Here is a 22,456-nt window from a genome sequence, read left to right as displayed (position 1 = left end):
ATCGTGACAGCCGTCCGCAATCGGGCGAACGTCGCGAATTCTCCGGTGAACGCCGTGAGCGTCCCGCATTTAACCGTGATCGCGACAGCCGCCCACAATCGGGTGAGCGTCGTGAGTTCTCGGGTGAACGCCGGGAATTCTCGGGCGAACGTCGCGAGCGACCCGCATTCAATCGCGACCGTGACAGCCGCCCACAATCGGGTGAACGTCGTGAGTTCTCCGGTGAACGCCGGGAATTCTCGGGCGAACGCCGTGAACGACCCGCATTCAATCGCGATCGTGACAGCCGCCCACAATCGGGCGAGCGTCGTGAATTCTCCGGTGAACGTCGGGAATTCTCGGGCGAACGCCGTGAGCGTCCTGCATTCAACCGTGATCGCGACAGCCGCCCACAATCCGGCGAGCGCCATGAATTCTCCGGTGAACGTCGGGAATTCTCGGGCGAACGCCGTGAACGACCCGCATTCAATCGCGACCGCGACAGCCGTCCACAATCGGGCGAACGTCGTGAATTCTCCGGTGAACGTCGTGAGCGCCCTGCATTCAATCGTGACCGCGACAGCCGTCCACAATCCGGCGAACGTCGCGAATTCTCCGGTGAGCGTCGTGAACGTCCTGCATTCAACCGCGATCGTGACAGCCGTCCGCAATCGGGCGAACGTCGCGAATTCTCCGGTGAACGCCGCGAACGACCAGCATTCAACCGTGACCGCGACAGCCGTCCCCAATCGGGCGAACGTCGCGAATTCTCCGGCGAGCGTCGTGAACGTCCCGCATTCAACCGTGACCGTGACAGCCGCCCCCAATCAGGCGAACGTCGTGAGTTCTCCGGTGAGCGTCGTGAACGCCCTGCATTCAATCGTGACCGCGACAGCCGCCCTCAAACGGGCGAGCGCCGCAATTTCTCGGGTGAACGCCGCGAGCGCCCAGCCTTCAAGGGCGACAAGGAATCTTCGGAGCGTACCCCTGCCGGCAAAATGCCCAGCAAGCTGTTTAGCCCAGCCGGTGACTCCGATGCCTTTCCTCAATACATCTCGCCTATTCAGCGTGTAGACAGCCCCCAGGCTCCCAAGCCTGGTCAGCGCCTGCCCGATAGCAATATCGAGCAAAACGAGCGCGTCCAGGTCAAGGCCCTGCAAGGGGAACGCTACCGTCTGTTTGCTCCCTGCCCGCAAGGGCTGGAGGAGGCGCTGTCGCTGGAACTGCAAGCACTGGGCTATGAGAACGTCCAAACCGGCCGTGCGGGTTGCCATTTTGACGCGGACTGGATCGGCGTCATGCGTGCCAACCTGTCCTCGCGACTGGCGACACGCATTTTGCTGGAAGTCTCGCACGCTCCTGTCACCAACGAGGAGGACATTCTGGCCCTGGCCCGCGTGACTCCCTGGGAACGCTGGTTCGGCCCCGAGCAGACACTGCGTGTCGATACCTCGGCGGTACGCAGCCCCATGCAAAGCCTGCAGTACTGCAATCTGCGCGCCAAAGACGGAATTTGTGACCGCCTGCGTGATCTGGAAGGTGCACGTCCTTCCATCGATACCGTACGCCCGGATGCCAAGGTGCATTTGTTCCTGGACGAGACCAGTGCCACCTTCTATCTGGACACCAGTGGCGAGTCCCTGTTCAAGCGCGGCTGGCGTCATGACAAGGGCGATGCGCCTTTGCGTGAAAACCTGGCAGCCGGCCTGCTGGCCCTGTCTGGCTGGGACCCCAGCAAGCCTTTGATCGACCCCTTCTGCGGTAGTGGCACGATTCTGATCGAAGCCGCCTGGATGGCTTTGGGCGCGCCTCCCGGCATCTGGCGTCCCTTCCACTTCGAGCGTCTGCGCTGCCACGACCAGCGTTTGTGGCGTGATATCAAAGACGAAGCGCGTTCCATGATCGCTCCTCGTCTGGATACTCCATTGATTGGCTACGACATCAACCCCACCGTTCTGGATGCGGCCCGTTCCAACCTGGAACGTTCGCACCTGACGCTGGAGACGATTCGCTTCGAGCAAGGCGATGCCCTGAAGATTCGTCCAGAAACGGAAGCCGGCTGGATCGTCACCAATCCTCCTTACGGCGAGCGCCTGGAACATCAGGACGAGGACTTCTGGCCAAACTGGGCCAGCAACCTCAAGCAAAACTTCGCTAACTGGAGTGTGAACATGATCAGCAGCGACCTGGAGCTGCCACGTCATATGCGCCTCAAGCCCAAGCGTCGTTACCCGCTGTACAACGGTGCTCTGGATTGCCGTCTGTTCTGCTTTGACATGGTTCCGGCCAGTTATCGCAATAACGAGACAGCCTCGGACGCCAGCGAAGACTCGGCCAGCGCCGAATAAGCCTCAAGCCGTCTTGCACAAGGCGACAAGGGCCAAGTCCATGAAAATGGCTTGGCCCTTGTTTATTGGGATAAGCCCCCCATCTATCTTGAGTACTTTTCCACCCTTTTGGGGCCAGCCCGACTCCAGGCCTTCTGTTCCAGCCCCGAACCGGCAGCATTCCGTTAGGCAGCGATATACGCGATAATGGCAGTCTTCCCTGCCTCAAGACGCACCATGACACCCACTTTCACTACTCCTGGCCGCTGGCGACGCTTTGCCTGCATGATGTATGAATCCATCCTGCTGTTTGGCGTTATTTTCACCACCGGCTATCTGTTTGATACCTTGACCCAAAGCCGTAGCGGCCTGGATCTGCGTCATGTGCGTCAGGTCGTTCTATTTATTGCGCTGGGGATTTATTTCGTGCTGTGCTGGCGCAAAGTGGGCCAGACCCTGCCCATGAAAACCTGGCATATGCGACTGGTAGACGAGCAAGGTCAGATTCCTGCCCTGCGTACCCTGCTGCTGCGTTATATTCTGCTATGGCCCCTACCCTTGCTGGGAGCTTTGCTGGTTCAGCTTCTGTCTGGCTACACAGGCTATGCGTCCACGGACCTGCTTATCGTGTTTACGCCTTTTCTGAACTTCATCTGGACCTGGTTCGACAAAGACCAGCAGTTCCTGCACGACCGTCTTAGCAAGACTCGCCTGATCGATGCGCGCCCTACCCGTGTTACTTCGGCAGCCACCTGAGCAGGCAGGCTGCCTCTTCATTTTTTAGTAGTACAGCAAAGTCATGACTGACATTTTAAAAAAATACTTGTTCGCCGACCAAAGCACACGAGCCCAGATTGTTCATCTTGAGCAAGCCTGGCAAATGGGTCTGGAACACCAGCACTATCCTGCCTGCATCCGCGACTTGCTGGGCGAGCTGGTAGCCGCTTCGGTACTGCTGGCGGGCAACCTCAAGTTTGACGGCTCCCTGATTTTGCAAATCCAGGGCGACGGCCCGATCGCCTTGCTAGTGGTGGAATGCACGTCGGACATGGACATACGCGCAACGGTGTCGCTGCGTGAGAACCATCCCGTGCCCCAAACCGGCACCTTGCAAACCCTGTTGAACCCGCAAGGCCAAGGCCGCTTCACCGTAGTACTGGCCCCGCGTCAAAGCAGCAAGGATTTCCGTCCCTACCAAGGCGTGGTGCCTCTGGAAGGCGAGACCGTTGCCGAGGTTCTGCAAACCTATATGCGCACCTCCGAGCAACTGGATACCCACCTGTGGCTAGCCGCCGACGAAAACCGTTGTGCAGGGCTGTTGCTGCAACGTATCCCGCCCCAAGGCGGCCACAGCCTGGCGCAAAACCTGGACACCTGGGAACGCGCCCTGGCGCTGGGCTCCACCGTCCAGACACAAGAATTGCTGCAACTCGATAGCGACACCTTGATTCACCGCCTGTTCTGGGAAGAAGACCTGCAAGTCTTTGAGCCTCAGTCCGTGCGCTGGCATTGCCCCTGTTCCCGTCAACGCGTCAGCAATATGCTGCGCATGCTGGGCCGGGCAGAAATCGAGCAAATGCTGGCAGAACAGGACACCATCAATGTGTCCTGCAACTTCTGCGGCAAGCCCTATCAGTACGACGCAATTGATTGCGCGTCCCTGTTTGTCGACAAGGGCGATACCCAACCGGGTGACGATACCCTGCACTAAGCAGAAACCACTACGAGGGACTACGCCCGCACAAGTCCTTCTACCGAACTAAAAGACAGTCAGCCATGATGGCAACATCATGGCTGATTCTTTTTCTTCACCCCAGCATCAATCCGGTTTGGCAGGCGCTCACATCATGGGCGCCCTGCTTGCGATCATCCTGCTGAGCTGGCTAGTGCTGGACGTGCTGACGCTGTACTCCTTGCGCGTACGCCTGCAGCACGGCCTGTTGCAGGCAGCTCGTCAGGCCAGCGTGCATCATGCCCAGCCTGAAACCATTGACCTGGCATTCAGCCAAACACTGGCTGCTGCCAAAGTGCCACTGCACGATCAATGGCAGATCCAGATTCTGTCGCCCTCACCACAGGCTTTTATGCTGCATGGCAGGCCTTCCCGGCTTCATGAGGGGCGTACAAGCATTACCCAGGGCTGGCAGGCGCAACAAGCGGATCAAGCCAGCCACGGCGGCCCCAGCATCTACCAGGCCAACACATTGCACTTGTACCTGCTCTATGCCCATAAGCCGGGCCCTCTTTCCTTGCTTCGCCTGCTACCCAAGCTTGCTGCCAGCATGCCTGGCCCGGTAGGGTCTGCAGCGGTCTGGCTACGCCTGGAAATCAGACACCCCATGCAGTCTGATGCCGTGCAGTGGGATGACTTGGATGATGGTCGAGTCATCTATGCCCAGCAGACTGAAAATGAGCTTGCCTTGCCAGTTTCCCAAACAGGCTGGTCCACAGACCTGGAGCCAGCAGAACCGCCATCAACGGACGGGGATGGCCGTCTGCCATCATGGGATGGCCCTGCTCAAGGATCAGGTGATGCTTCCCCTTCTCCAGGGCCTGCCACCCCCACACCAGGCTCAGGAGGAGCTGACTACTCACCTCCAAACCCTGCTTGCTACTAATCGCCGAGCCAGCCAGAGCGGGCGGCGGGCGGCGGGCGGCGGGCGGCGGGCGGCGGCAGCATAGGACGCGATCAACGCATTCCTGACCCAAGCGGGAAACAGACGTACAGTCGCCGCAATAAGCAGTTGTGGCCGTAGTCGGGGCAGTGAAGGGAACAAGGAGAAGAATGATCAGAAATGAACTGGCTGAACAGCCGTTCCAGCAACGCCTTGCGCGCTACTTCTTAACGTGGGCTACTTGTCGTAGCAGCCGAACCACCGGGAGGCACAATCTGCACGAAGATCTCGCCTTCACGCATCATGCCAAACTCGCTGCGGGCACGCTCTTCAACTGCGTGGGTACCCGAGCGTAAATCCTGAACCTCGGCCAACAAGGCGTTGTTACGCGCCGTCAGGGCTTCATTGGTTTCTTTTTGCGCGACCAGCTTGGTCTGCATTTGCCGTACATCCAGCCAACCGCCTTTACCCCACCATAAAGCGTAATGGGTTACCAGGGTCAGGCACAGCAGAAGCAGGACGATAAGGCGCATGGCGATATAAGAACCGGGTCTTCCGACCCGGTTCATCAAACAGAATTAGCGCAGATTATAGAACGCTTCGCGACCTGGGAAGGTAGCAACTTCTGCCAATTCTTCTTCAATACGCAACAACTGGTTGTACTTGGACATGCGATCGGAACGGGACAGGGAGCCTGTTTTGATCTGCATGGCGTTCGTTGCCACAGCGATGTCCGCAATAGTGGAGTCTTCGGTTTCACCCGAACGGTGCGAAATCACAGCAGTGTAACCAGCGCGCTTGGCCATTTCGATGGCAGCAAAGGTTTCGGTCAGGGTGCCGATCTGGTTGATCTTGATCAGAATGGAGTTACCGATACCCAGCTCAATGCCCTTCTTCAGGATCTTGGTGTTGGTTACAAACAAATCGTCACCAACCAACTGGATCTTGTCGCCCAGTTGCTGGCTCAGAATGCGCCAGCCGTCCCAATCGTCTTCGGCCATGCCGTCTTCAATGGAGATGATGGGGTACTTGTCGCACCAGTTGGCCAACAGATTGGCAAAGTCTTGCGAGCTCAGGGACACGCCGCCTTCGCCAGCCAGGTGGTATTTGCCGTCGCGGTAGAACTCGGAAGCGGCGCAGTCCAGGGCCAGAGCGATCTGGGTGCCGGGCTCGTAGCCAGCTTGTTCGATAGCGCGCAGGATCAGTTCGATAGCGGCCTCGTGGTTGGCCACGTTAGGAGCAAAACCACCCTCGTCGCCCACAGCGGTGGACATACCTTGATCGTGGATCAGGCCTTTCAGGGTGTGGAATACTTCTGCACCCATGCGCAGCGATTCGCGGAAGCTCTTGGCGCCCACGGGCATGATCATGAATTCTTGCAGATCCAGGGTGTTGTTGGCGTGTGCACCACCGTTAATGACGTTCATCATCGGCACGGGCATGGCCATGGCACCACTGCCACCGAAGTAGCGGTACAGGGACAGACCCGAATCATCAGCAGCGGCACGGGCCACAGCCATACTGGCAGCCAGCATGGCGTTAGCGCCCAGGCGGCTCTTGTCTTCGGTGCCGTCCAGCTCGATCAGGGTGCGATCGATAAAGGTTTGCTCTTGAGCATCCAGACCCATCAGGGCTTCGGAGATTTCTGTGTTCAGGTTCTCGACAGCGCGCAAAACACCTTTGCCCAGGTAACGGCTCTTGTCACCATCACGCAGCTCCAACGCTTCGCGAGCGCCAGTGGATGCACCAGATGGAACGGAGGCACGCCCCATAGCGCCCGATTCGAGCAATACATCACACTCCACCGTTGGATTACCACGGGAGTCCAGAATCTCGCGGCCAATAATATCTACGATTGCACTCATGATTTTGACAGTCCTGCCTGAAGTAGCATTAAGCTAGATAAGTTAAACAATCCTGCTGCCGGGCGTATCGCCGTAAACCGATGTGAAAATCAGCTTGAAAAGGCGCCTAGCCTGGAAGTTGAAAAGATCAGCAAGCGCGACAGCTATAGTGCAATCAGCGCCCCCTGCCCTCCTGCTAAAACAGGATTGTACCTGCCCATGACACAGCCGTGCCATGTCTGGTCCCGAAAGCTGGAAAAAAGCCTGGATTCAAGACCCTGCCTTCATCCTGATCGAAACCGGCACGTGTTTATTATCACCAGAAATTCCGAGACTAGGCGGCGTCTCTGTAAATACAAAAAGTACCGATACGTCTCAAAGTAAATCTTTGTCGGCCGCTTTCAACAAGGCGCTTTCCCAGTTGCCCAGCAAGGTGATCAACTGCTTCAGATCCTGATCAGAGAAGTCTTGCAGCATGGCTTCCACCAGACGACGACGCCGGGGCAAGGTGGCTTCCACCAGCTCGCGGCCAGCGGGGCTTAGACGCACATTGGTCAGCCGGTTGTCCTGCTCATCCGTGAAACGCTCGACCAGTCCCAGGGACTCGATGCTTTTAAGCTGCCGTGTCACTGCAGCCGGATCAATGCGCAGCAGACGCACCAACTGCTTTTGAGACAGACTGCCCTCTTCCTGGTACAGGGAAATCAGGATGCGCCAGCGTGGCAAGGGCATCCCCAACTGCTGGTCAAATGCCGCCATCAGGCTGCGATACGTGCGCCCCAGCTGCTGAGCCGCTTGAAGTTGCGGAAATTCATTCATCATGTTCAAGACTGTTCTTGACGATTAAATCGTATCGGTGGCACTTTGCGTACCCAATAAAAACACCAGACTATCAGCAGCAAGGTCACGGCCATCCCCATATTGACGGCATGTGCCAGGGCGTCACGGGCCAGGCCCAGATACACCTGCCCTTCCTGCCCGGCCTGCTCCAGAAACTGCGTCTGCTGACTCGCGCTCATCAGAACTTGCGGATCTTGCAGGGAGTTGACCAGGCTTGTGGGCAAAGCCGCCAATTGCGTGCGGATGGCCTCCCCATACTGGTAATTGATCAGGGTGCCAACCACAGCAGTACCCAACATGCCACCCACCATGCGCATGGACTGTAGCATGGCCGTGGCGATGCCCAGCATGGAGCGTTCCACAATTTCCTGCGCAAATACCGTCAGATTGGGCATGATGCAACCGACCCCGGTGCCGGCAATAGTGGCATAGATCACAAAATGCCAGTGCGGATCGGTTTTCTTGATGAACACCATACCCAGGCAGGCAATCGTCAACAGCACCAGGCCCAGATACAGCATCAAGGTAGGACGACGCAGGCGCGTAATCGTACGGCCATTAATGATACTGCCCACCGTAATGAACACGACCAAGGGCGTAATCAACAAACCGGCGGTTTGGGGTCGCAGGCCATACCCCCCTTGCAACAACAAGGGCGCGTAGAACAAGAGACCAAACAGAATAAAGCCCAAGCCCGCAGACAGAACCAGCAAGGAGAATTGAGCCGGACTGCTGAACAAGACCAGGGGCAGTAAAGGTTCTGCCACCCGTCGCTCCCACGTCACCAGCAGAACAAAAGCGGCCACACTGCACAGGCCCAGCAAAACCATCAAATAGCTGCCACCATATTGCGGCAGCAACTCTACCAGTAACTGGATACAGGCCAAACCGACCATCAACAAGAAAGCACCCAAGTAATCCATGCGGACCTGGGTTTGACGAAAATGACGGATCTGCGGCAAATAGCGATAGACAAAATACAGGCTTAACAAACCCACGGGCAGATTCACATAAAACACGGAGCGCCAGCCATAGTGTTCAGTCAGAATCCCGCCCAGAAAGGGCCCTATCCCGTTCGCAATCCCAAAGGAAGCGCTCAGCATGACTTGCCAGCGCAAACGCACACGGGGGTCAGGAAACAGATCAGGCACACAGGCAAATGCGGTCCCCACCAGCATGCCCCCCGCAATCCCTTGCAAGGCACGTGCCAGTACCAGCTGCAACATGCTTTGCGCCATGCCGCAGAGCACGGAAGCCAGGGTAAACAAAACGATGGACACCAGCACAAAGCGGCGGCGTCCATAAAAATCTCCCAGACGGCCAAAGATAGGCACGGTAATCACTGAAGTCAGCAAATACGCCGTTGCCACCCAGGCATACAGTTCAAAACCATGCAACTCGGAGACAATGGTGGGCAAGGCTGTCCCGACCACGGTCTGATCAATTGCCACCAACATCACCACAAAGCACAGCCCCATCATCGCCAGTATGGATTCTGTGACTGACAAGACCCGCCCCGGCGTCTTTTGTGCTGTTTCCGATACGTTTACCATTTCCATTGACCACGCAATTATTGCCTAGTCAACAATTTTACGAGAGTGATAAAAACCTGACAAGCGCTGCCTGAATCAACCCTTATCCCGGCATCCCGGTACACAATAGCAACCATCCGGAAAACACCGCTTTCCAAGCACATCCTCCCCACAGGAAAACAGTATGAATATCATGATTGTCGGTGCCAGCATGGGGCTGGGACGCGCCTTGATGGACGGCCTGGCTCAAGACGGCAACACGCTTTATGGCGTGGCTCGCCGGACACCCGCACCGTCGACCAGCCCGCTCAGTCCCGATCCCGGCATCAATCAACACTGGATCAGTGCCGACTTGTCCCAGCCTGAAGCCGCCAGCCAATTAGCAGCCGCCTGCCCGGAATCACTGGACGTGCTGATTTATAACCTTGGGATTTGGGAAGACACTGCCTTCAGTGAGGATTACGATTTTCTGTCGCAAAGCGATCAGGCCATTCGTCGTCTGGTCGATGTGAATCTGACTGGAGCCTTATTGGCCATACGTCATCTGCTGCCTCATTTACTGCGCAGCAAACAACCCCGCCTGATTCTGACTGGCTCCACCTCGGGTCTGCGTCAAAGCGGCCGTCCGGAAGTTGCCTTCGGAGCGACAAAATTTGCCTTGAATGGTTTGGCAGACAGTCTGCGTGAAGGCTATAGAGATCAAGGCCTGGCCGTCACTTGCCTGCAACTGGGTTACCTGAATACGGAAGACGGCCTGGATGTGCCACTGCACGCCGCCGCAGAGCGTGACCAGGGCAAGACGATTCCAGTGCATGACGTGCTCACGATTGTGCGTAGCCTGCTGCAACTGTCTCCCGCCAGCTTTATACGCGAGCTGACCCTACCAGCCCTGCGTGATCCGCGTTTCTAAACAGCAACACGACTCCTTCCTGCCATAGTGCTGAAGAAGGTCGGACTGTGTCCCTGCAAGCATCAAAAAAGGGAGTGTCTTCACACTCCCTTTTTCCTGCCTGACTACATGGCGTAGTCCGCTTCTTACAGACCCTGCACCACGTACATAGTCATGTTGGCAGCACCCTCACGGGCTTGACGAGCACGGCGGTATTCCTCGGAATCGTGGAAAGCCTGAGCCTGTTCCAGTGTGTCGAACTCCATAACCACGGTACGCAAAGGCGCATTGCCTTCCAGAGTGACCGTTTCACCGCCACGTACCAACACTTTCACGTTATGGGTTTTCATGGCAATGCTGGAAAACTCCTGGTACTGCTTGTACTGCTCGGGGTTGGTTACTTCGACATTAGCAATCAAAAATGCGGACATAGTGTCTCCAAACTACTTTTAATAGCCGTGCTGCAAGGCACCGCTGCTTTTAACAATCGAATCGATCTGCTGCAATGTCCGCAGCAAGTCTGCCATCTGCGACAGAGGGACAGCATTCGGGCCGTCAGACAAGGCCTTGTCCGGGTTAGGGTGAGTTTCCATGAACACGCCCGACACACCCGCTGCAACGGCAGCACGCGCCAGGACGGGCACAAACTCACGCTGACCACCGGATGTCGTGCCCTGCCCGCCCGGCAACTGCACCGAGTGCGTGGCATCAAACACGACCGGGCAATCCGTGGCGCGCATGATCGCCAAAGAGCGCATGTCGGACACCAGGTTGTTGTAGCCAAAGGAAGCGCCACGCTCACAGACCATGATGGTGGAGCCATCTCCGCCCATTTCCATCGCTGCCGCACGTGCTTTTGCCACCACCTGCACCATATCCTGAGGAGCCAGGAACTGGCCCTTCTTGATATTCACAGGTTTCAGGGTAGCAGCGCAGGCCTGAATAAAGTCGGTCTGACGGCACAGGAAAGCCGGGGTTTGCAGCACATCCACGACGGCCGCCACATCATCGACCTGGTCCTTGTCGTGCACATCGGTCAGAACCGGCACTTTGTAATGCGAGCGCACATCCGCCAGAATCTGCAGACCTTCGGCCATGCCGGGGCCACGATAAGACTTGTCCGAACTCCGGTTGGCCTTGTCAAACGAGCTTTTGTAGATAAAGGGGATACCCAGAGCCGAGGTAATCTCGGCAAGCTGGCCCGCTGTATCAAACGCCATTTGACGCGATTCAATCACACAAGGGCCAGCGATCAGAAAAAAGGGCCGATCCAGGCCAACGTCGTAACCGCATAAATCCATAATAGACCTCGTTTCAGTATTTCTGCATTCTCCCACATTCCTGACGGCGCTGCTGCACCGCAGTGCAGCAAGCCTGTCAGCCCAATCGTTCGGAGATTTCGATCAGGTTCAAGTCCGGGTCGCGCACATAGACTGAGCGAATCGGGCCGGTAGCTCCTGTACGCTGCACCGGCCCTTCAATAATGGGCCAAGCTTGTGACTGCAGATGCGCGATCACCTGCTCCAGCGGAATGCTGGCAATAAAGCACAGGTCCAGCGCCCCCGGCACCGGCAAATGCGCCTTGGGCTCGAACTCCTGCCCACGTACATGCAAATTGATCTTTTGCGAGCCAAAGCTGAAGGCAATGCGTCCTTGCCCAAAGACTTCCTGCTTCATGCCCAACACTTGTGTATAGAAATGGGTCGTGGCTTGCGGGTCGGTACAGGTCAGCACCAAATGATCCAGCTGTTCGATCATGATTACTCCCAGGAAGACGGGCAACACACTCTGTCGCCCCGAATGAAAAAGCCCGCGTAGCGCGGGCCTTTTCAGTCATACCAAATTATCAGGCTGATTTTTTCTGGTGGTCCAGAGCAGCTTTGATATAGCTGGTAAACAGCGGATGGCCATCACGCGGAGTGGAAGTGAATTCCGGATGGAATTGCACGCCCATGAACCAAGGATGATCAGGCAGTTCCATGATTTCTGGCAGGTTCTCGGTAGGAGTACGAGCGGAGATCACCATGCCCACTTCTTCCAGACGTGGCACGTACAAGGTATTTACTTCGAAACGGTGGCGGTGACGTTCATTGACTTCCGGACCGTAAATGGCTTCAGCACGCGAACCTGGCTTTACCGGGCAACGCTGTGCGCCCTTGCGCATGGTGCCGCCCAAATCGGAGGAACCATCACGGTGCTCAATCTTGCCTTCGCGGTCTGCCCATTCGGTAATCAAGGCCACAACCGGGTGCACGGCCGATGGATCGAATTCGGTCGAGTTCGCGCCCACCAGATTGCCCACATTGCGAGCAAATTCAACCACCGCCAATTGCATGCCCAGGCAGATACCCAGGAATGGCACGCCGTTTTCACGAGCGTATTGAATGGCGCGAATCTTGCCTTCGGTACCGCGTTTGCCAAAGCCGCCTGGCACCAGAATGGCGTCCAGACCTTTCAGGCAATCGGTGCCTTCGTTCTCGATGACTTCGGAATCCAGGTACTCGATATTGATACGGGTACGGGTGTGAATACCGGCGTGAACCAGTGCTTCGCTGAGCGACTTGTAGGATTCGGTCAGGTCTACGTACTTGCCGACCATACCGATACGCACTTCGTGCTCCGGATTTTCCAGGGCCTGTACCAGACGATCCCACATGGACAGATCAGCCGGTGGAGGCGACAGCGCCAGTGCATCGCACACCAGGCTGTCCAGACCTTGCTTGTGCAGCATGGCTGGAATCTTGTAGATGGAATCCGCGTCCCACACCGAAATCACGGCGTCCATGGGCACGTTGGAGAACAGCGAAATCTTGGCCAGTTCGTCGTCAGGAATGACGCGATCCGCACGGCACAGCAAAGCGTGTGGATGAATACCGATTTCACGCAGCTTCTGCACCGAGTGCTGGGTAGGTTTGGTTTTCAGCTCGCCTGCCGATGCAATGAAAGGCACCAGCGTCAGGTGAACAAAAGCGGTGTTGTTGCGGCCCAGACGCAGATTCATCTGGCGGGCAGCTTCCAGGAAAGGTTGGGATTCGATATCACCCACTGTGCCGCCGATCTCGACGATGGCAACATCGGCCTCACCATTGTAGGCAGCCTTGGCGCCACGAATGATGAAATCCTGGATTTCGTTGGTGATGTGCGGGATAACCTGCACGGTCTTGCCCAGATAGTCCCCGCGACGCTCTTTGCGCAGCACGGATTCGTAAATCTGGCCCGTGGTGAAGTTGTTGACCTTGCGCATGCGAGCGGAAATAAAGCGCTCGTAGTGGCCCAGGTCCAGGTCGGTTTCCGCACCATCCTCAGTAACAAACACTTCACCGTGCTGGAAGGGGCTCATTGTGCCCGGATCTACGTTGATGTAGGGATCCAGCTTGAGCATGGTCACGCGCAAACCGCGGGACTCCAGGATGGCAGCCAGGGATGCAGCCGCAATACCTTTGCCCAGGGAGGACACAACGCCTCCCGTTACGAATACATATTTGGTGGTCATTATAAAAGGCGCCTGAGGTCAAATCAGGCGATAGCGGGAAATTTGGATTATAACGGCAAGCGCCCATGCTTGGCGACCCGACTAGTGGCATTTCACAGCGGAAATACCACTAGCCCTTGCCGCTATTGACAAGAGCAGACGGTGGCGATCAGATCGCCTGCGTCCTTTGCTCAAGCCACTTGCGTGCGTCCCCCTGAACACGAGGCAAGAGACGTTCACGCACTTGCTGATGATATTCATTGAGCCAGTTACGCTCGGCAGCCGTCAGTAGTGCGGCATCTATACAACGCGTATCAATGGGGCACAGGGTCAGGGTTTCAAAACGCAGGAACTGCCCGTACTCGCTGCGCATGGCTGGCACCGCCGCCACCAGATTCTCGATACGAATGCCCCATTGGCCGGGACGATACAGCCCAGGCTCGTTGGACGTAATCATGCCGGCGCGCATGGCGGAATGAGGTCCGATGCGACCGCGCCAGGAAATGGACTGCGGGCCCTCATGCACATTCATGAAGTAACCCACGCCGTGCCCTGTTCCGTGCCCGAAGTCCAGACCCTGCTCCCACAAGGGCTGGCGCGCCAGCACATCAATTTGCTGACCGGCAATACCTTCGGGAAACACCAGCATGGACAAGGACACCATGCCTTTGAGCACCAGCGTGAAGTCACGAATCTGCTCGGCAGATACCTGACCTACCGGCACGACACGGGTAATGTCGGTCGTCCCGCCCTGATACTGCCCACCCGAGTCGATCAGCAACAGGCCATTGCCCTCAATACGGGCATGGGACTGCTGGGTAGCCTGATAGTGCGGCATGGCGCCGTTCGCGTTGTAGGCAGCAATCGTGCCAAAGCTGGGACTGACAAAACCTTCCTGACGAGCACGGGCGGCGCAGATATGTTCATCCACATCCAGCTCATTGACATCGCCTTGCTGTTCAAACCAGGCAAAGAACTCGCACAAGGCCGCGCCGTCTTTCTCCATGGTTTCGCGCACATGATCCAGCTCGGCATCGGTCTTGCAGGACTTGAGCAATTGAGCGGGATTGATGTGTTCGACCACATTCAGATGCGCAGCCAGTTGGGCGGCCCAGGCCGTGGTCCGAGCCATATCCAGCAAGATGGGCATGGATGCCGGCAAGGCACGCATGAAGGAGGACAGTTCGGTATAGCCTTGAACTTGCACGCCATCCGCAGCCAGCGCCTCCTGTATGCCTGCTGACAGCTTGTTGCTATCCACAAACAGAAACGCCTGATCCGGGCCTATCAGCAGGTACGACAGGAACACCGGGTTATAGGACACATCGCTGCCGCGCAAATTCAGGGTCCAGGCAATATCATCGAGCGCACTCAGCAAATGCCAATGTGCCCCCTGCTCCTGCATGGCCGCCCGCGTGCCGCTCAAGTTTTCCTGACGAGTGCGGCAGGCAAACGGGGGTAAATGCTCCACCACCTCACCAACAGGTGCAGCAGGTCGCTCCGTCCAGATAGGGCTGAGCAAGTCGGCCTCCAGCACCCACTCCAGCTCTGGCGTCGCTTTTTGCCAGGCCAGCAGACTTTGTGCCGACACCGATTGGCTATCCAGTGCCACCCGCGATTGAGCAGGCAGATGCTCGGCCAGCCAGTTGGCTGGTTCCGGCACCCCGGCCTCGCCCGCACGTTGCAATTGAATGCCGCTACCTTCCAATTCCTTGGCAGCCTGTTCCCAATAACGGCTATCGGTCCACAAACCGGCCCAATCTGCCGTCACCACCAGGAGCCCGGCCGACCCGACAAATCCGCTTAGCCACTGACGGCTTTTCCAGCGATCGGGCAGGTATTCAGACAGATGGGGGTCAGATGTAGGCCAGATACTTGCCTGCACGGACTGAAATTGCATTTGTTCGCGCAGCGCCTGCAAGCGTGCGGCAACGGGGGGATGGGCCATGCCAACTTCCTTTACATAAACAGCGTTCACGCACCGATCAAGCATAAAAAAAGCTCCGACTCGCGCCGAAGCTTTTTTAGCCAGAGAGACCGATCAGGCCAAAGCACTGACGTCCAGCGGGACGCCTGTCTTGGACTGAATGTACTCAAGGCTGACTTCTGGTGCCAACTCAAGCAACTTTAAACCATTTTCCGTCACTTCCATCACCCCCAGATCGGTAATGATGAGGTCAACTACCCCCACGCCCGTCAGGGGCAAGGTGCAAGAAGGCAGAATTTTCAGGTCTTCTGTGCCGTCTTTCTTGGTGGCCACGTGTTCCATCAGAACCACGACACGGCCAACGCCAGCGACCAGGTCCATGGCACCACCCATGCCCTTGATCATCTTGCCGGGGATCATCCAGTTGGCCAGATCACCCTTTTCCGACACCTGCATGGCACCCAGAATCGCGATATTGATCTTGCCGCCGCGAATCATGGCAAACGAGTCTGCCGAGGAAAAGATGGACGAACCGGGCAAGGTGGTGATGGTTTGCTTGCCTGCGTTGATCAGGTCAGCGTCAATCTTGTCCTCAGTCGGAAAGGGGCCGATACCCAGCAAACCGTTTTCCGACTGCAGCCAGACCTCAATACCTTCGGGCACGTGGTTGGCAACCAGCGTAGGCAAACCGATACCCAGGTTGACGTAAAAGCCGTCCTGAAGCTCCAGAGCGGCGCGTGCCGCCATTTGATCTCTATTCCAAGCCATTATTATCTTGCCTCGCTAATCAGGAAGAACGAACGGTACGCTGTTCAATGCGCTTTTCGGGCTGGGCATTGAGCACGATACGGTGCACATAAATACCGGGCAAATGCACATCATCCGGGTCCAGGCTGCCGGTCTCGACAATTTCCTCGACCTCGACAATGGTGATTTTTCCAGCCATGGCCACGTTCGGGTTGAAGTTGCGCGCGGTCTTGCGGAACACCAGGTTGCCACTGCGGTCGGCCTTGTAGGCTTTGACCAGCGACACATCAGGCACCAGAGCCTCTTCCATCACGTATTGCTGACCGTTGAACTCGCGAATTTCCTTGCCCTCAGCCACGATGGTGCCCACACCCGTTGCGGTAAAGAAAGCAGGAATGCCCGCGCCACCGGCACGCAGCTTTTCAGCCAGTGTGCCCTGAGGAGTGAACTCCAGTTCCAGCTCGCCCGCCAGATACTGGCGCTCGAACTCCTTGTTTTCGCCCACATAGGAGGAAATCATCTTGCGGATCTGGCGTGTTTCCAGCAACTGACCCAGACCAAAGCCATCCACCCCGGCATTATTGCTAATGCAGGTCAGGTTTTTGACTCCGCTATCGCGCAGCGCAGCAATCAGCGCTTCGGGAATTCCGCACAGGCCGAATCCACCTACCGCGACTGTCTGTCCGTCGGCAACGACCCCCTGCAACGCCTCCTTGGCGCTTGGATAGACTTTATTCAATTGACTCTCCAATAACTCTTTAATTGGCCTAAACAGCAAACTTTGCCCAATAATGCCGCTATGCACCATACAGTGCTATCAGGCATTCTACGACTTGACTATGCTTTCCGTATACGTAAAGCTTAACCCTGAAAAACCGAGTGTATCTGTTTACGCTCATCTTCGGTCCAAGGTTGTGAGCCGCCTTGGGGGTTAATGGACACGAGCACACAGCGGCCACGTGCATAAATGACATCAGCTTGATTTGCGTCACATACAAAGACTTCCAACTCAATGCTGCTACCACCGACTTTCAGCAATTTGTGCACAATCCGCACAGTGGCCGGATACAGGACCGAACGCAGGAAATCCAGGCTGGCGTGCGCCAGCACCCCGGTACGTGGAGAAGGTGGCACCATGCCCAGCTTCATCATTAACTGGACACGGGCTTCCTCGATGTAGCGAAAGTAGACCGTATTGTTAACATGATTCATGGCATCCAGATCGCCCCAGCGCACGGCAATATCAAAAGTGGCTCCTGCACCAGAATCTACTACTTGTGTCATTACATGCTCTCCTTACTGATATTTACTGATGAAGCCGGAAGCCAAGGGGCACTGCCTCTGGCCTCTGAACTCAAAACGGGATTGCTCAGACTACAATACAATCGACCGTACGCACAGTACACGAATTTCACCCGCCAACAATCAAGAACAAAGCGCTAAGCCGTAATAGGAGATCAGCAGCAATGTCTGAACGTGAATCGATGGAATATGACGTTATTATCGTCGGCGCTGGCCCTGCAGGCCTGGCCACCGCGATACGTCTTAAACAGCTCGCCCAAGAAAAAGAACTAGAAATCAGCGTCTGTGTCCTGGAAAAAGGCGCTGAAGTGGGTGCCCATATCCTGTCAGGCGCTGTCATGGACACGCGCGCCCTGGACGAGCTGCTGCCAGACTGGAAAGCGCAAGGCGCTCCTATTTCGGTAGAAGTGACTGAAGACAAATTCCTTTTCCTGACCGAAAAAGGCGCACGCAGCACCCCGATGTGGTTGCTGCCTGACTGTTTTAAAAACCATGGCAATTACATTGTTCGCCTGGGCAATGTCGTGCAATGGATGGGTGAACAAGCCGAGGCCCTGGGCGTGGATATTTTCCCCGGCTTTGCCGCTGCCCACATTCTGTATGACGACAACGGCGCGGTCCGTGGCGTCCTGACGGGCGATATGGGTGTGGCCCGCGACGGCACGCACACCGCCCACTATCAACCCGGCATGGAACTGCTGGCGTCCTACACCATTTTTGCCGAAGGCTCGCGTGGCCACCTGGGCCGTGAGCTGACCGAGCGTTTCAAGCTGGACGAGTCCCGCAATGCCCAAAGCTACGGCATTGGCATTAAAGAACTGTGGGAAGTGGATCCCTCCCAGTCCCAGCCCGGTCTGGTGATTCACACTGCTGGCTGGCCGCTGGATTCGGACACCTACGGCGGCTCCTTCCTGTACCACCTGGATAACAATCTGGTCATGGTCGGGATGGTAGTCGGTCTGGATTACGCCAACCCCTGGCTGTCTCCCTTTGAAGAATTTCAGCGCTACAAGACCCACCCTGCCCTGCGCGCCACGTTTGAAGGCGGCAAGCGCATTGCTTACGGGGCTCGCTCCCTGACCGCCGGTGGTCTGCTGGCGCTGCCCAAGCTCAGCTTCCCCGGTGGTGCCTTGGTCGGTTGTGATGCCGGTTTCCTGAATGCTTCGCGCATCAAGGGTAGCCACGCTGCGATCAAATCCGGCTCCCTGGCCGCTGAAGCCGCTTTTGAAGCCTTGCAAGCCGGACGCAAACAGGACGAGCTGTCGCAATTTGCCGAAAAGTTCAAACAGTCCTGGCTGCATGAGGAGCTGAACAAGGCCCGCAACTTCAAGCAATGGTTCAAGAAAGGCCGCTCGATTGCGTCCGTCATGACCTTTGTGGAGCAAGGCCTGTTCAAAGGAAAAATGCCTTGGACACTGCGCAACAACAAACCTGACCACGCCTGTTTGCAGCCTGCAGCCGAATGCGCGCGTATCGACTACCCCAAGCCAGATGGCAAGATCACCTTCGATCGTCTCAGCTCCGTGTTTATTTCAAACACCAACCACGAAGAAGACGAACCTGTCCACCTGACGCTGAAAGATCCGTCCGTTCCTGTGGCGGTGAACCTGGCTCGCTACGGTGGCCCCGAAGCCCGTTTCTGTCCGGCGGGCGTATACGAGTTCATCAAGACTGAAACCGGCGATGACAAGCTGCAGATCAATGCACAGAACTGCGTGCACTGCAAAACCTGTGACATCAAGGACCCCACCCAGAATATCGTCTGGGTTCCCCCGCAAGGCGGCGAAGGTCCGGTGTACAACGGCATGTAAAAACAAATCTGGCCTTGGTGTCACCGCCAAGGCCAGAAGTATTAATGTCGAAAAAGCCACCCCTCAGGGTGGCTTTTTTTTTGCTCTATGACTTGCGAGATCGGCTGGGCCAGTTCACTACGAACAGCCCCAATAGAATCAGGCCTGTCCCCATTAACTCCAGTTGAGTTGGCCATTCGTCCAACAACAGCCAGGCCAGCAAAACAGTCAGTGCAGGCACGCCCAGACTGGACATCCCCGCCAAGGTCGCGCTGACACGACTGACTACCGCCATCCACAGCAGCCAACCTACCCCAGTTGCAATCACGCCCAGGTACAGAACGCCACTGAACATCTGCCATTCCATCACGATAGGACGCTGGGAAATCAGGAAGCTCAAGGGCAGAACAATCACAATCCCCAGAAGACACTGCCAGACTGTGGCATTGAGCAGCTCCACTCGATGACGCTCAAATAGCTGTTTGGAGAACACCGCCCCCAAGGCCCAGCTCACGCCACTCAATGTCGCCAGAACCGAACCAAGTATGCCGCCCATTCCTTCCCAGGGCGCAATCAGAAGCATCAAGCCCAAAATCGCGGGCACCATACCCATTACGTGACGTTTCTGAGGTCGTTGCCCCAACATGGGCCAGGACAACAGCAGAATCCAGATTGGCATGGTGTAGGCCAGGGCCACCATCTTGCCTGCCCCACCGGCTTGCAAGGAAAACTGGCTAAGCAGTTGAAAGCCGGTAGTCTGGAAAATGGCAACACCCAGGCTCAGCTTCCATGGCGTAGGCCGTAAATGCCCGCCTTTAAGACGCAGCACCAGCCATAAAAAAACAAATGCCACCGCATAGCGTGCTGCAATCAGATCCACTGGCCCGATGTAGACAGTCATCGCCTTCATCACGACCCAGCTCATGCCCCAGGTCAGTACCACCAAGCCCATCAGCGCCAAAGCGCCCCTGTCTGCCTGCTGTTCCCCGCTCAAACCTTTCCCCTTTTCTTTGAATTCATGGACCGATGTTTTGGCCACGGACTCAATGCTAGGCTAATTCCACACTGCGCAGGTTTTCAGTAACAAAATAATCAGGAGAAATAAAAAAACCCTGGCTCTGCAAAGAAACCAGGGTCAAACAGGAACTACCAAAAAAATTAGTGTGCTTCGGACAACTGATCCAGAATGGCCGGATTCTCCAGCGTGGATACGTCTTGGGTGATCGGCTCGTTATTGGCAACAAAGCGCAGCAAACGACGCATGATCTTGCCCGAACGTGTCTTGGGCAGGTTTTCACCAAAGCGGATCTCACGAGGCTTGGCGATAGGACCGATTTCCTTGCCTACCCAATTGCGCAGCTCAGTGGCAACCTTGTCGGCCTCTTCGCCGGAAGGCAGATCGCCATTCAGCACCACAAAGGCCACAATGGCTTCACCTGTCGTTGGGTCAGGCTTGCCCACAACAGCGGCTTCAGCGACCAGCGGGTGTGCCACCAGAGCAGACTCCACTTCCATCGTGCCCAAGCGGTGACCCGAAACGTTCAGCACGTCGTCGATACGGCCCATGACCCAGAAGTAACCGTCAGTATCACGCTGTGCGCCGTCACCGGCCAGGTAATAGCCTTTCAGCTCGGGTGGGAAATAGCTTTTCACGAAACGGTCTGGATCGCCCCAGATGGTGCGGATCATATTGGGCCAAGGCTTGCGAATGACCAGGAAGCCGCCATTGCCGCGTTCCGCTTCTTCACCCACCTCGTCCACAATGGCAACGTCCATGCCGGGGAACGGCAGGCCGCAGGAACCGGGTTTCAGAGGAGTGGCACCAGGCAAGGGAGTAATGACGTGACCGCCCGTCTCCGTTTGCCACCAGGTATCCACAATGGGGCAGCGCTCGCGGCCCACATTCTTGAAGTACCACATCCAGGCTTCGGGGTTGATGGGTTCACCCACCGAACCGATGATGCGCAGGGTGTCCAGATTGTATTGCTTGGGATGAATGGCCTCGTCCGCTTCGGCTGCCTTGGTCAAGGAGCGAATAGCGGTAGGTGCGGTGTAGAACACCGTCACGCCGTGGCGTTCAATCATGTTCCAGAAACGGCCGGCATCCGGGTAGGTAGGCACGCCTTCAAACACAACCTGCGTCACGCCGGCAGCCAGAGGGCCATAAGTAATGAAGGTGTGGCCTGTTACCCAACCGATATCGGCGGTACACCAGAACACATCGCTGTCCTTGGCATCGAAGGTCCACTGCACGCTCAGCATGGCACCCAGCAGATAACCTGCCGAGGAGTGCTGCACGCCTTTAGGCTTGCCCGTAGAGCCGGAGGTGTACAGAACAAACAGAGGGTGCTCTGCATTCACGGACACGGCTGGGCACTCGCTACCTTGACCTTTGACAGCATCTTCCCACCACAGATCGCGACCTTCATGCCAGGCAACGGGACCGCCCGTGCGCTTGTACACAATGACGTGACGCACGGCTTCGCAGTCACCGCCGCTCAGGGCTTCGTCAACTGCATTTTTCAGAGGGATGGCACGGCCACCACGACGCTGTTCGTCAGCGGTAATGACCAGGGAGGCACCCACGTCCACGGCACGTTCGTGCAGGCTCTTGGCCGAGAAACCACCAAACACGACGGAGTGAGTAATACCCAAACGGGCACATGCTTGCATGGCCACAATGGCCTGCACCGACATGGGCATGTAGATCAGGGCACGTTCGCCCGTCTTGTAACCCAGGGCTTTCAAACCATTGGCAAACTGGCAAACCTGTTCATACAGTTCGCGGAAAGTCACTTTGGTGACTTCACCACCGTCGGCTTCAAAGATCAGCGCAGTTTTGTTTTCAGTGGGGGTGCCAAGGTGCTTGTCCAGACAGTTGGCCGAGACGTTCAGCTCGCCATCATGGAACCACTTGTAAAACGGGGGCTTGCTGTCGTCCAGAACCTGGGTAAAAGGCTTGGTCCAGACCAGACGATCGCGGGCCAACTCCGCCCAGAAACCGGGGTTGTCCTGCTCGGCTTTCTGGCAAAGCTCTTGGTAGGCCGCCATGCCAGCAATGCTTGCTTCGCGTTCCAGTTTAGGGAACACGGGAAAGACTCGGCTTTCCGACAGGACGGATTCAATAGACGTTGGACCGCTCATGGTGTTGGCTCCTTTATTTTCCAGATTTGGTGTTTTTTTTGGGCCACG

The 22,456-nt window shown here is 56.7% G+C and carries 20 protein-coding genes; 6 read left to right on the top strand and 14 right to left on the bottom strand.

The window, feature by feature from the left end; all coding sequences use genetic code 11:
- Positions 1–977 precede the first annotated feature (977 nt).
- From U2949_RS01755 to U2949_RS01740, 4 genes are all read left to right on the top strand, one after another.
- Positions 978–2,327 (top strand): THUMP domain-containing class I SAM-dependent RNA methyltransferase, encoded by a 1,350-nt coding sequence (locus U2949_RS01755; protein ID WP_257722856.1) that lies wholly within the window; start codon positions 978–980, stop codon positions 2,325–2,327.
- A gap of 216 nt (positions 2,328–2,543) precedes the next feature.
- The gene (locus U2949_RS01750) at positions 2,544–3,062 is read left to right on the top strand and encodes an RDD family protein (RefSeq protein ID WP_026483072.1); all 519 of its coding nucleotides are present in this window, start codon (positions 2,544–2,546) and stop codon (positions 3,060–3,062) included.
- A gap of 43 nt (positions 3,063–3,105) precedes the next feature.
- Complete coding sequence (gene hslO / locus U2949_RS01745) at positions 3,106–4,017, top strand: Hsp33 family molecular chaperone HslO (protein ID WP_009456504.1); 912 nt, start codon at positions 3,106–3,108, stop codon at positions 4,015–4,017.
- Between the two features lie 79 nt (positions 4,018–4,096).
- Positions 4,097–4,924 (top strand): hypothetical protein, encoded by an 828-nt coding sequence (locus U2949_RS01740; RefSeq protein WP_321285808.1) that lies wholly within the window; start codon positions 4,097–4,099, stop codon positions 4,922–4,924.
- Between the two features lie 224 nt (positions 4,925–5,148).
- Here the strand turns inward: U2949_RS01740 and ftsB are convergent, their stop codons facing one another.
- From ftsB to U2949_RS01720, 4 genes are all read right to left on the bottom strand, one after another.
- Positions 5,149–5,454 (bottom strand): cell division protein FtsB, encoded by a 306-nt coding sequence (ftsB, locus tag U2949_RS01735; RefSeq protein ID WP_026483075.1) that lies wholly within the window; start codon positions 5,452–5,454, stop codon positions 5,149–5,151.
- A 45-nt stretch (positions 5,455–5,499) separates the two neighbouring features.
- The gene (gene eno / locus U2949_RS01730) at positions 5,500–6,786 is read right to left on the bottom strand and encodes a phosphopyruvate hydratase (RefSeq protein ID WP_009456510.1); all 1,287 of its coding nucleotides are present in this window, start codon (positions 6,784–6,786) and stop codon (positions 5,500–5,502) included.
- Between the two features lie 354 nt (positions 6,787–7,140).
- Positions 7,141–7,587, bottom strand: coding sequence for a MarR family winged helix-turn-helix transcriptional regulator (locus tag U2949_RS01725; protein WP_051316235.1), 447 nt, complete (start codon positions 7,585–7,587; stop codon positions 7,141–7,143).
- Between the two features lie 2 nt (positions 7,588–7,589).
- Positions 7,590–9,158, bottom strand: a complete 1,569-nt coding sequence (locus U2949_RS01720; protein ID WP_407654146.1) for an MFS transporter — start codon at positions 9,156–9,158, stop codon at positions 7,590–7,592.
- A gap of 163 nt (positions 9,159–9,321) precedes the next feature.
- On the opposite strand from U2949_RS01720, the gene U2949_RS01715 reads away from it, so the two are divergent.
- Entirely contained in the window at positions 9,322–10,047 is a 726-nt protein-coding gene (locus tag U2949_RS01715) for an SDR family NAD(P)-dependent oxidoreductase (protein ID WP_026483077.1), read from the top strand.
- Between the two features lie 125 nt (positions 10,048–10,172).
- Here the strand turns inward: U2949_RS01715 and U2949_RS01710 are convergent, their stop codons facing one another.
- The 8 genes from U2949_RS01710 to U2949_RS01675 all read right to left on the bottom strand — a co-directional run bounded on the left by U2949_RS01710 (position 10,173) and on the right by U2949_RS01675 (position 17,456).
- Positions 10,173–10,457: a DUF1330 domain-containing protein gene (locus U2949_RS01710; RefSeq protein ID WP_009456520.1), complete on the bottom strand. Its 285-nt coding sequence runs from the start codon at positions 10,455–10,457 to the stop codon at positions 10,173–10,175.
- Positions 10,458–10,475: 18 nt separating this feature from the next.
- Positions 10,476–11,327: a 3-deoxy-8-phosphooctulonate synthase gene (gene kdsA, locus U2949_RS01705; RefSeq protein WP_035274499.1), complete on the bottom strand. Its 852-nt coding sequence runs from the start codon at positions 11,325–11,327 to the stop codon at positions 10,476–10,478.
- Positions 11,328–11,403: 76 nt separating this feature from the next.
- Positions 11,404–11,784, bottom strand: coding sequence for a VOC family protein (locus tag U2949_RS01700; protein ID WP_009456523.1), 381 nt, complete (start codon positions 11,782–11,784; stop codon positions 11,404–11,406).
- Between the two features lie 88 nt (positions 11,785–11,872).
- Positions 11,873–13,519 carry a CTP synthase gene (locus tag U2949_RS01695; RefSeq protein ID WP_009456525.1) on the bottom strand — a complete coding sequence of 549 codons (1,647 nt, stop codon included), beginning with the start codon at positions 13,517–13,519 and terminating at the stop codon, positions 11,873–11,875.
- A gap of 148 nt (positions 13,520–13,667) precedes the next feature.
- Complete coding sequence (locus tag U2949_RS01690) at positions 13,668–15,446, bottom strand: aminopeptidase P family protein (protein ID WP_321285799.1); 1,779 nt, start codon at positions 15,444–15,446, stop codon at positions 13,668–13,670.
- Positions 15,447–15,539: 93 nt separating this feature from the next.
- The gene (locus U2949_RS01685; RefSeq protein ID WP_009456529.1) at positions 15,540–16,193 is read right to left on the bottom strand and encodes a CoA transferase subunit B; all 654 of its coding nucleotides are present in this window, start codon (positions 16,191–16,193) and stop codon (positions 15,540–15,542) included.
- A 19-nt stretch (positions 16,194–16,212) separates the two neighbouring features.
- The gene (locus U2949_RS01680) at positions 16,213–16,911 is read right to left on the bottom strand and encodes a CoA transferase subunit A (RefSeq protein ID WP_321285795.1); all 699 of its coding nucleotides are present in this window, start codon (positions 16,909–16,911) and stop codon (positions 16,213–16,215) included.
- A gap of 122 nt (positions 16,912–17,033) precedes the next feature.
- Positions 17,034–17,456: an acyl-CoA thioesterase gene (locus U2949_RS01675; RefSeq protein ID WP_009456536.1), complete on the bottom strand. Its 423-nt coding sequence runs from the start codon at positions 17,454–17,456 to the stop codon at positions 17,034–17,036.
- A 182-nt stretch (positions 17,457–17,638) separates the two neighbouring features.
- On the opposite strand from U2949_RS01675, the gene U2949_RS01670 reads away from it, so the two are divergent.
- On the top strand, positions 17,639–19,285 hold the full coding sequence (locus U2949_RS01670) for an electron transfer flavoprotein-ubiquinone oxidoreductase (protein ID WP_257722791.1): 1,647 nt from the start codon (positions 17,639–17,641) through the stop codon (positions 19,283–19,285).
- An 85-nt stretch (positions 19,286–19,370) separates the two neighbouring features.
- Here U2949_RS01670 and U2949_RS01665 read toward each other — a convergent pair whose 3' ends face one another.
- Both U2949_RS01665 and acs read right to left on the bottom strand, forming a co-directional pair.
- Complete coding sequence (locus U2949_RS01665; RefSeq protein WP_031232600.1) at positions 19,371–20,258, bottom strand: DMT family transporter; 888 nt, start codon at positions 20,256–20,258, stop codon at positions 19,371–19,373.
- 164 nt (positions 20,259–20,422) lie between these two features.
- On the bottom strand, positions 20,423–22,408 hold the full coding sequence (gene acs / locus U2949_RS01660) for an acetate--CoA ligase (protein WP_026483085.1): 1,986 nt from the start codon (positions 22,406–22,408) through the stop codon (positions 20,423–20,425).
- Between the last annotated feature and the right edge of the window lie 48 nt (positions 22,409–22,456).

Source organism: Alcaligenes phenolicus, from assembly GCF_032063905.1.
GTDB classification, from domain to species: Bacteria; Pseudomonadota; Gammaproteobacteria; order Burkholderiales; family Burkholderiaceae_B; genus Alcaligenes; species Alcaligenes phenolicus.
This window is presented reverse-complemented; position numbering and strand designations above follow the sequence as displayed.

What these genes read in the sequence shown, in the direction of transcription:
- U2949_RS01755 (WP_257722856.1), top strand. Translation starts at nt 978, where the DNA reads ATGCCCAGCAAGCTGTTTAGCCCAGCCGGTGACTCCGATGCCTTTCCT.
- U2949_RS01750 (WP_026483072.1), top strand. Translation starts at nt 2,544, where the DNA reads ATGACACCCACTTTCACTACTCCTGGCCGCTGGCGACGCTTTGCCTGC.
- hslO (WP_009456504.1), top strand. Translation starts at nt 3,106, where the DNA reads ATGACTGACATTTTAAAAAAATACTTGTTCGCCGACCAAAGCACACGA.
- U2949_RS01740 (WP_321285808.1), top strand. Translation starts at nt 4,097, where the DNA reads ATGGCTGATTCTTTTTCTTCACCCCAGCATCAATCCGGTTTGGCAGGC.
- ftsB (WP_026483075.1), bottom strand. Translation starts at nt 5,454, where the DNA reads ATGCGCCTTATCGTCCTGCTTCTGCTGTGCCTGACCCTGGTAACCCAT.
- eno (WP_009456510.1), bottom strand. Translation starts at nt 6,786, where the DNA reads ATGAGTGCAATCGTAGATATTATTGGCCGCGAGATTCTGGACTCCCGT.
- U2949_RS01725 (WP_051316235.1), bottom strand. Translation starts at nt 7,587, where the DNA reads ATGATGAATGAATTTCCGCAACTTCAAGCGGCTCAGCAGCTGGGGCGC.
- U2949_RS01720 (WP_407654146.1), bottom strand. Translation starts at nt 9,158, where the DNA reads ATGGTAAACGTATCGGAAACAGCACAAAAGACGCCGGGGCGGGTCTTG.
- U2949_RS01715 (WP_026483077.1), top strand. Translation starts at nt 9,322, where the DNA reads ATGAATATCATGATTGTCGGTGCCAGCATGGGGCTGGGACGCGCCTTG.
- U2949_RS01710 (WP_009456520.1), bottom strand. Translation starts at nt 10,457, where the DNA reads ATGTCCGCATTTTTGATTGCTAATGTCGAAGTAACCAACCCCGAGCAG.
- kdsA (WP_035274499.1), bottom strand. Translation starts at nt 11,327, where the DNA reads ATGGATTTATGCGGTTACGACGTTGGCCTGGATCGGCCCTTTTTTCTG.
- U2949_RS01700 (WP_009456523.1), bottom strand. Translation starts at nt 11,784, where the DNA reads ATGATCGAACAGCTGGATCATTTGGTGCTGACCTGTACCGACCCGCAA.
- U2949_RS01695 (WP_009456525.1), bottom strand. Translation starts at nt 13,519, where the DNA reads ATGACCACCAAATATGTATTCGTAACGGGAGGCGTTGTGTCCTCCCTG.
- U2949_RS01690 (WP_321285799.1), bottom strand. Translation starts at nt 15,446, where the DNA reads ATGGCCCATCCCCCCGTTGCCGCACGCTTGCAGGCGCTGCGCGAACAA.
- U2949_RS01685 (WP_009456529.1), bottom strand. Translation starts at nt 16,193, where the DNA reads ATGGCTTGGAATAGAGATCAAATGGCGGCACGCGCCGCTCTGGAGCTT.
- U2949_RS01675 (WP_009456536.1), bottom strand. Translation starts at nt 17,456, where the DNA reads ATGACACAAGTAGTAGATTCTGGTGCAGGAGCCACTTTTGATATTGCC.
- U2949_RS01670 (WP_257722791.1), top strand. Translation starts at nt 17,639, where the DNA reads ATGTCTGAACGTGAATCGATGGAATATGACGTTATTATCGTCGGCGCT.
- acs (WP_026483085.1), bottom strand. Translation starts at nt 22,408, where the DNA reads ATGAGCGGTCCAACGTCTATTGAATCCGTCCTGTCGGAAAGCCGAGTC.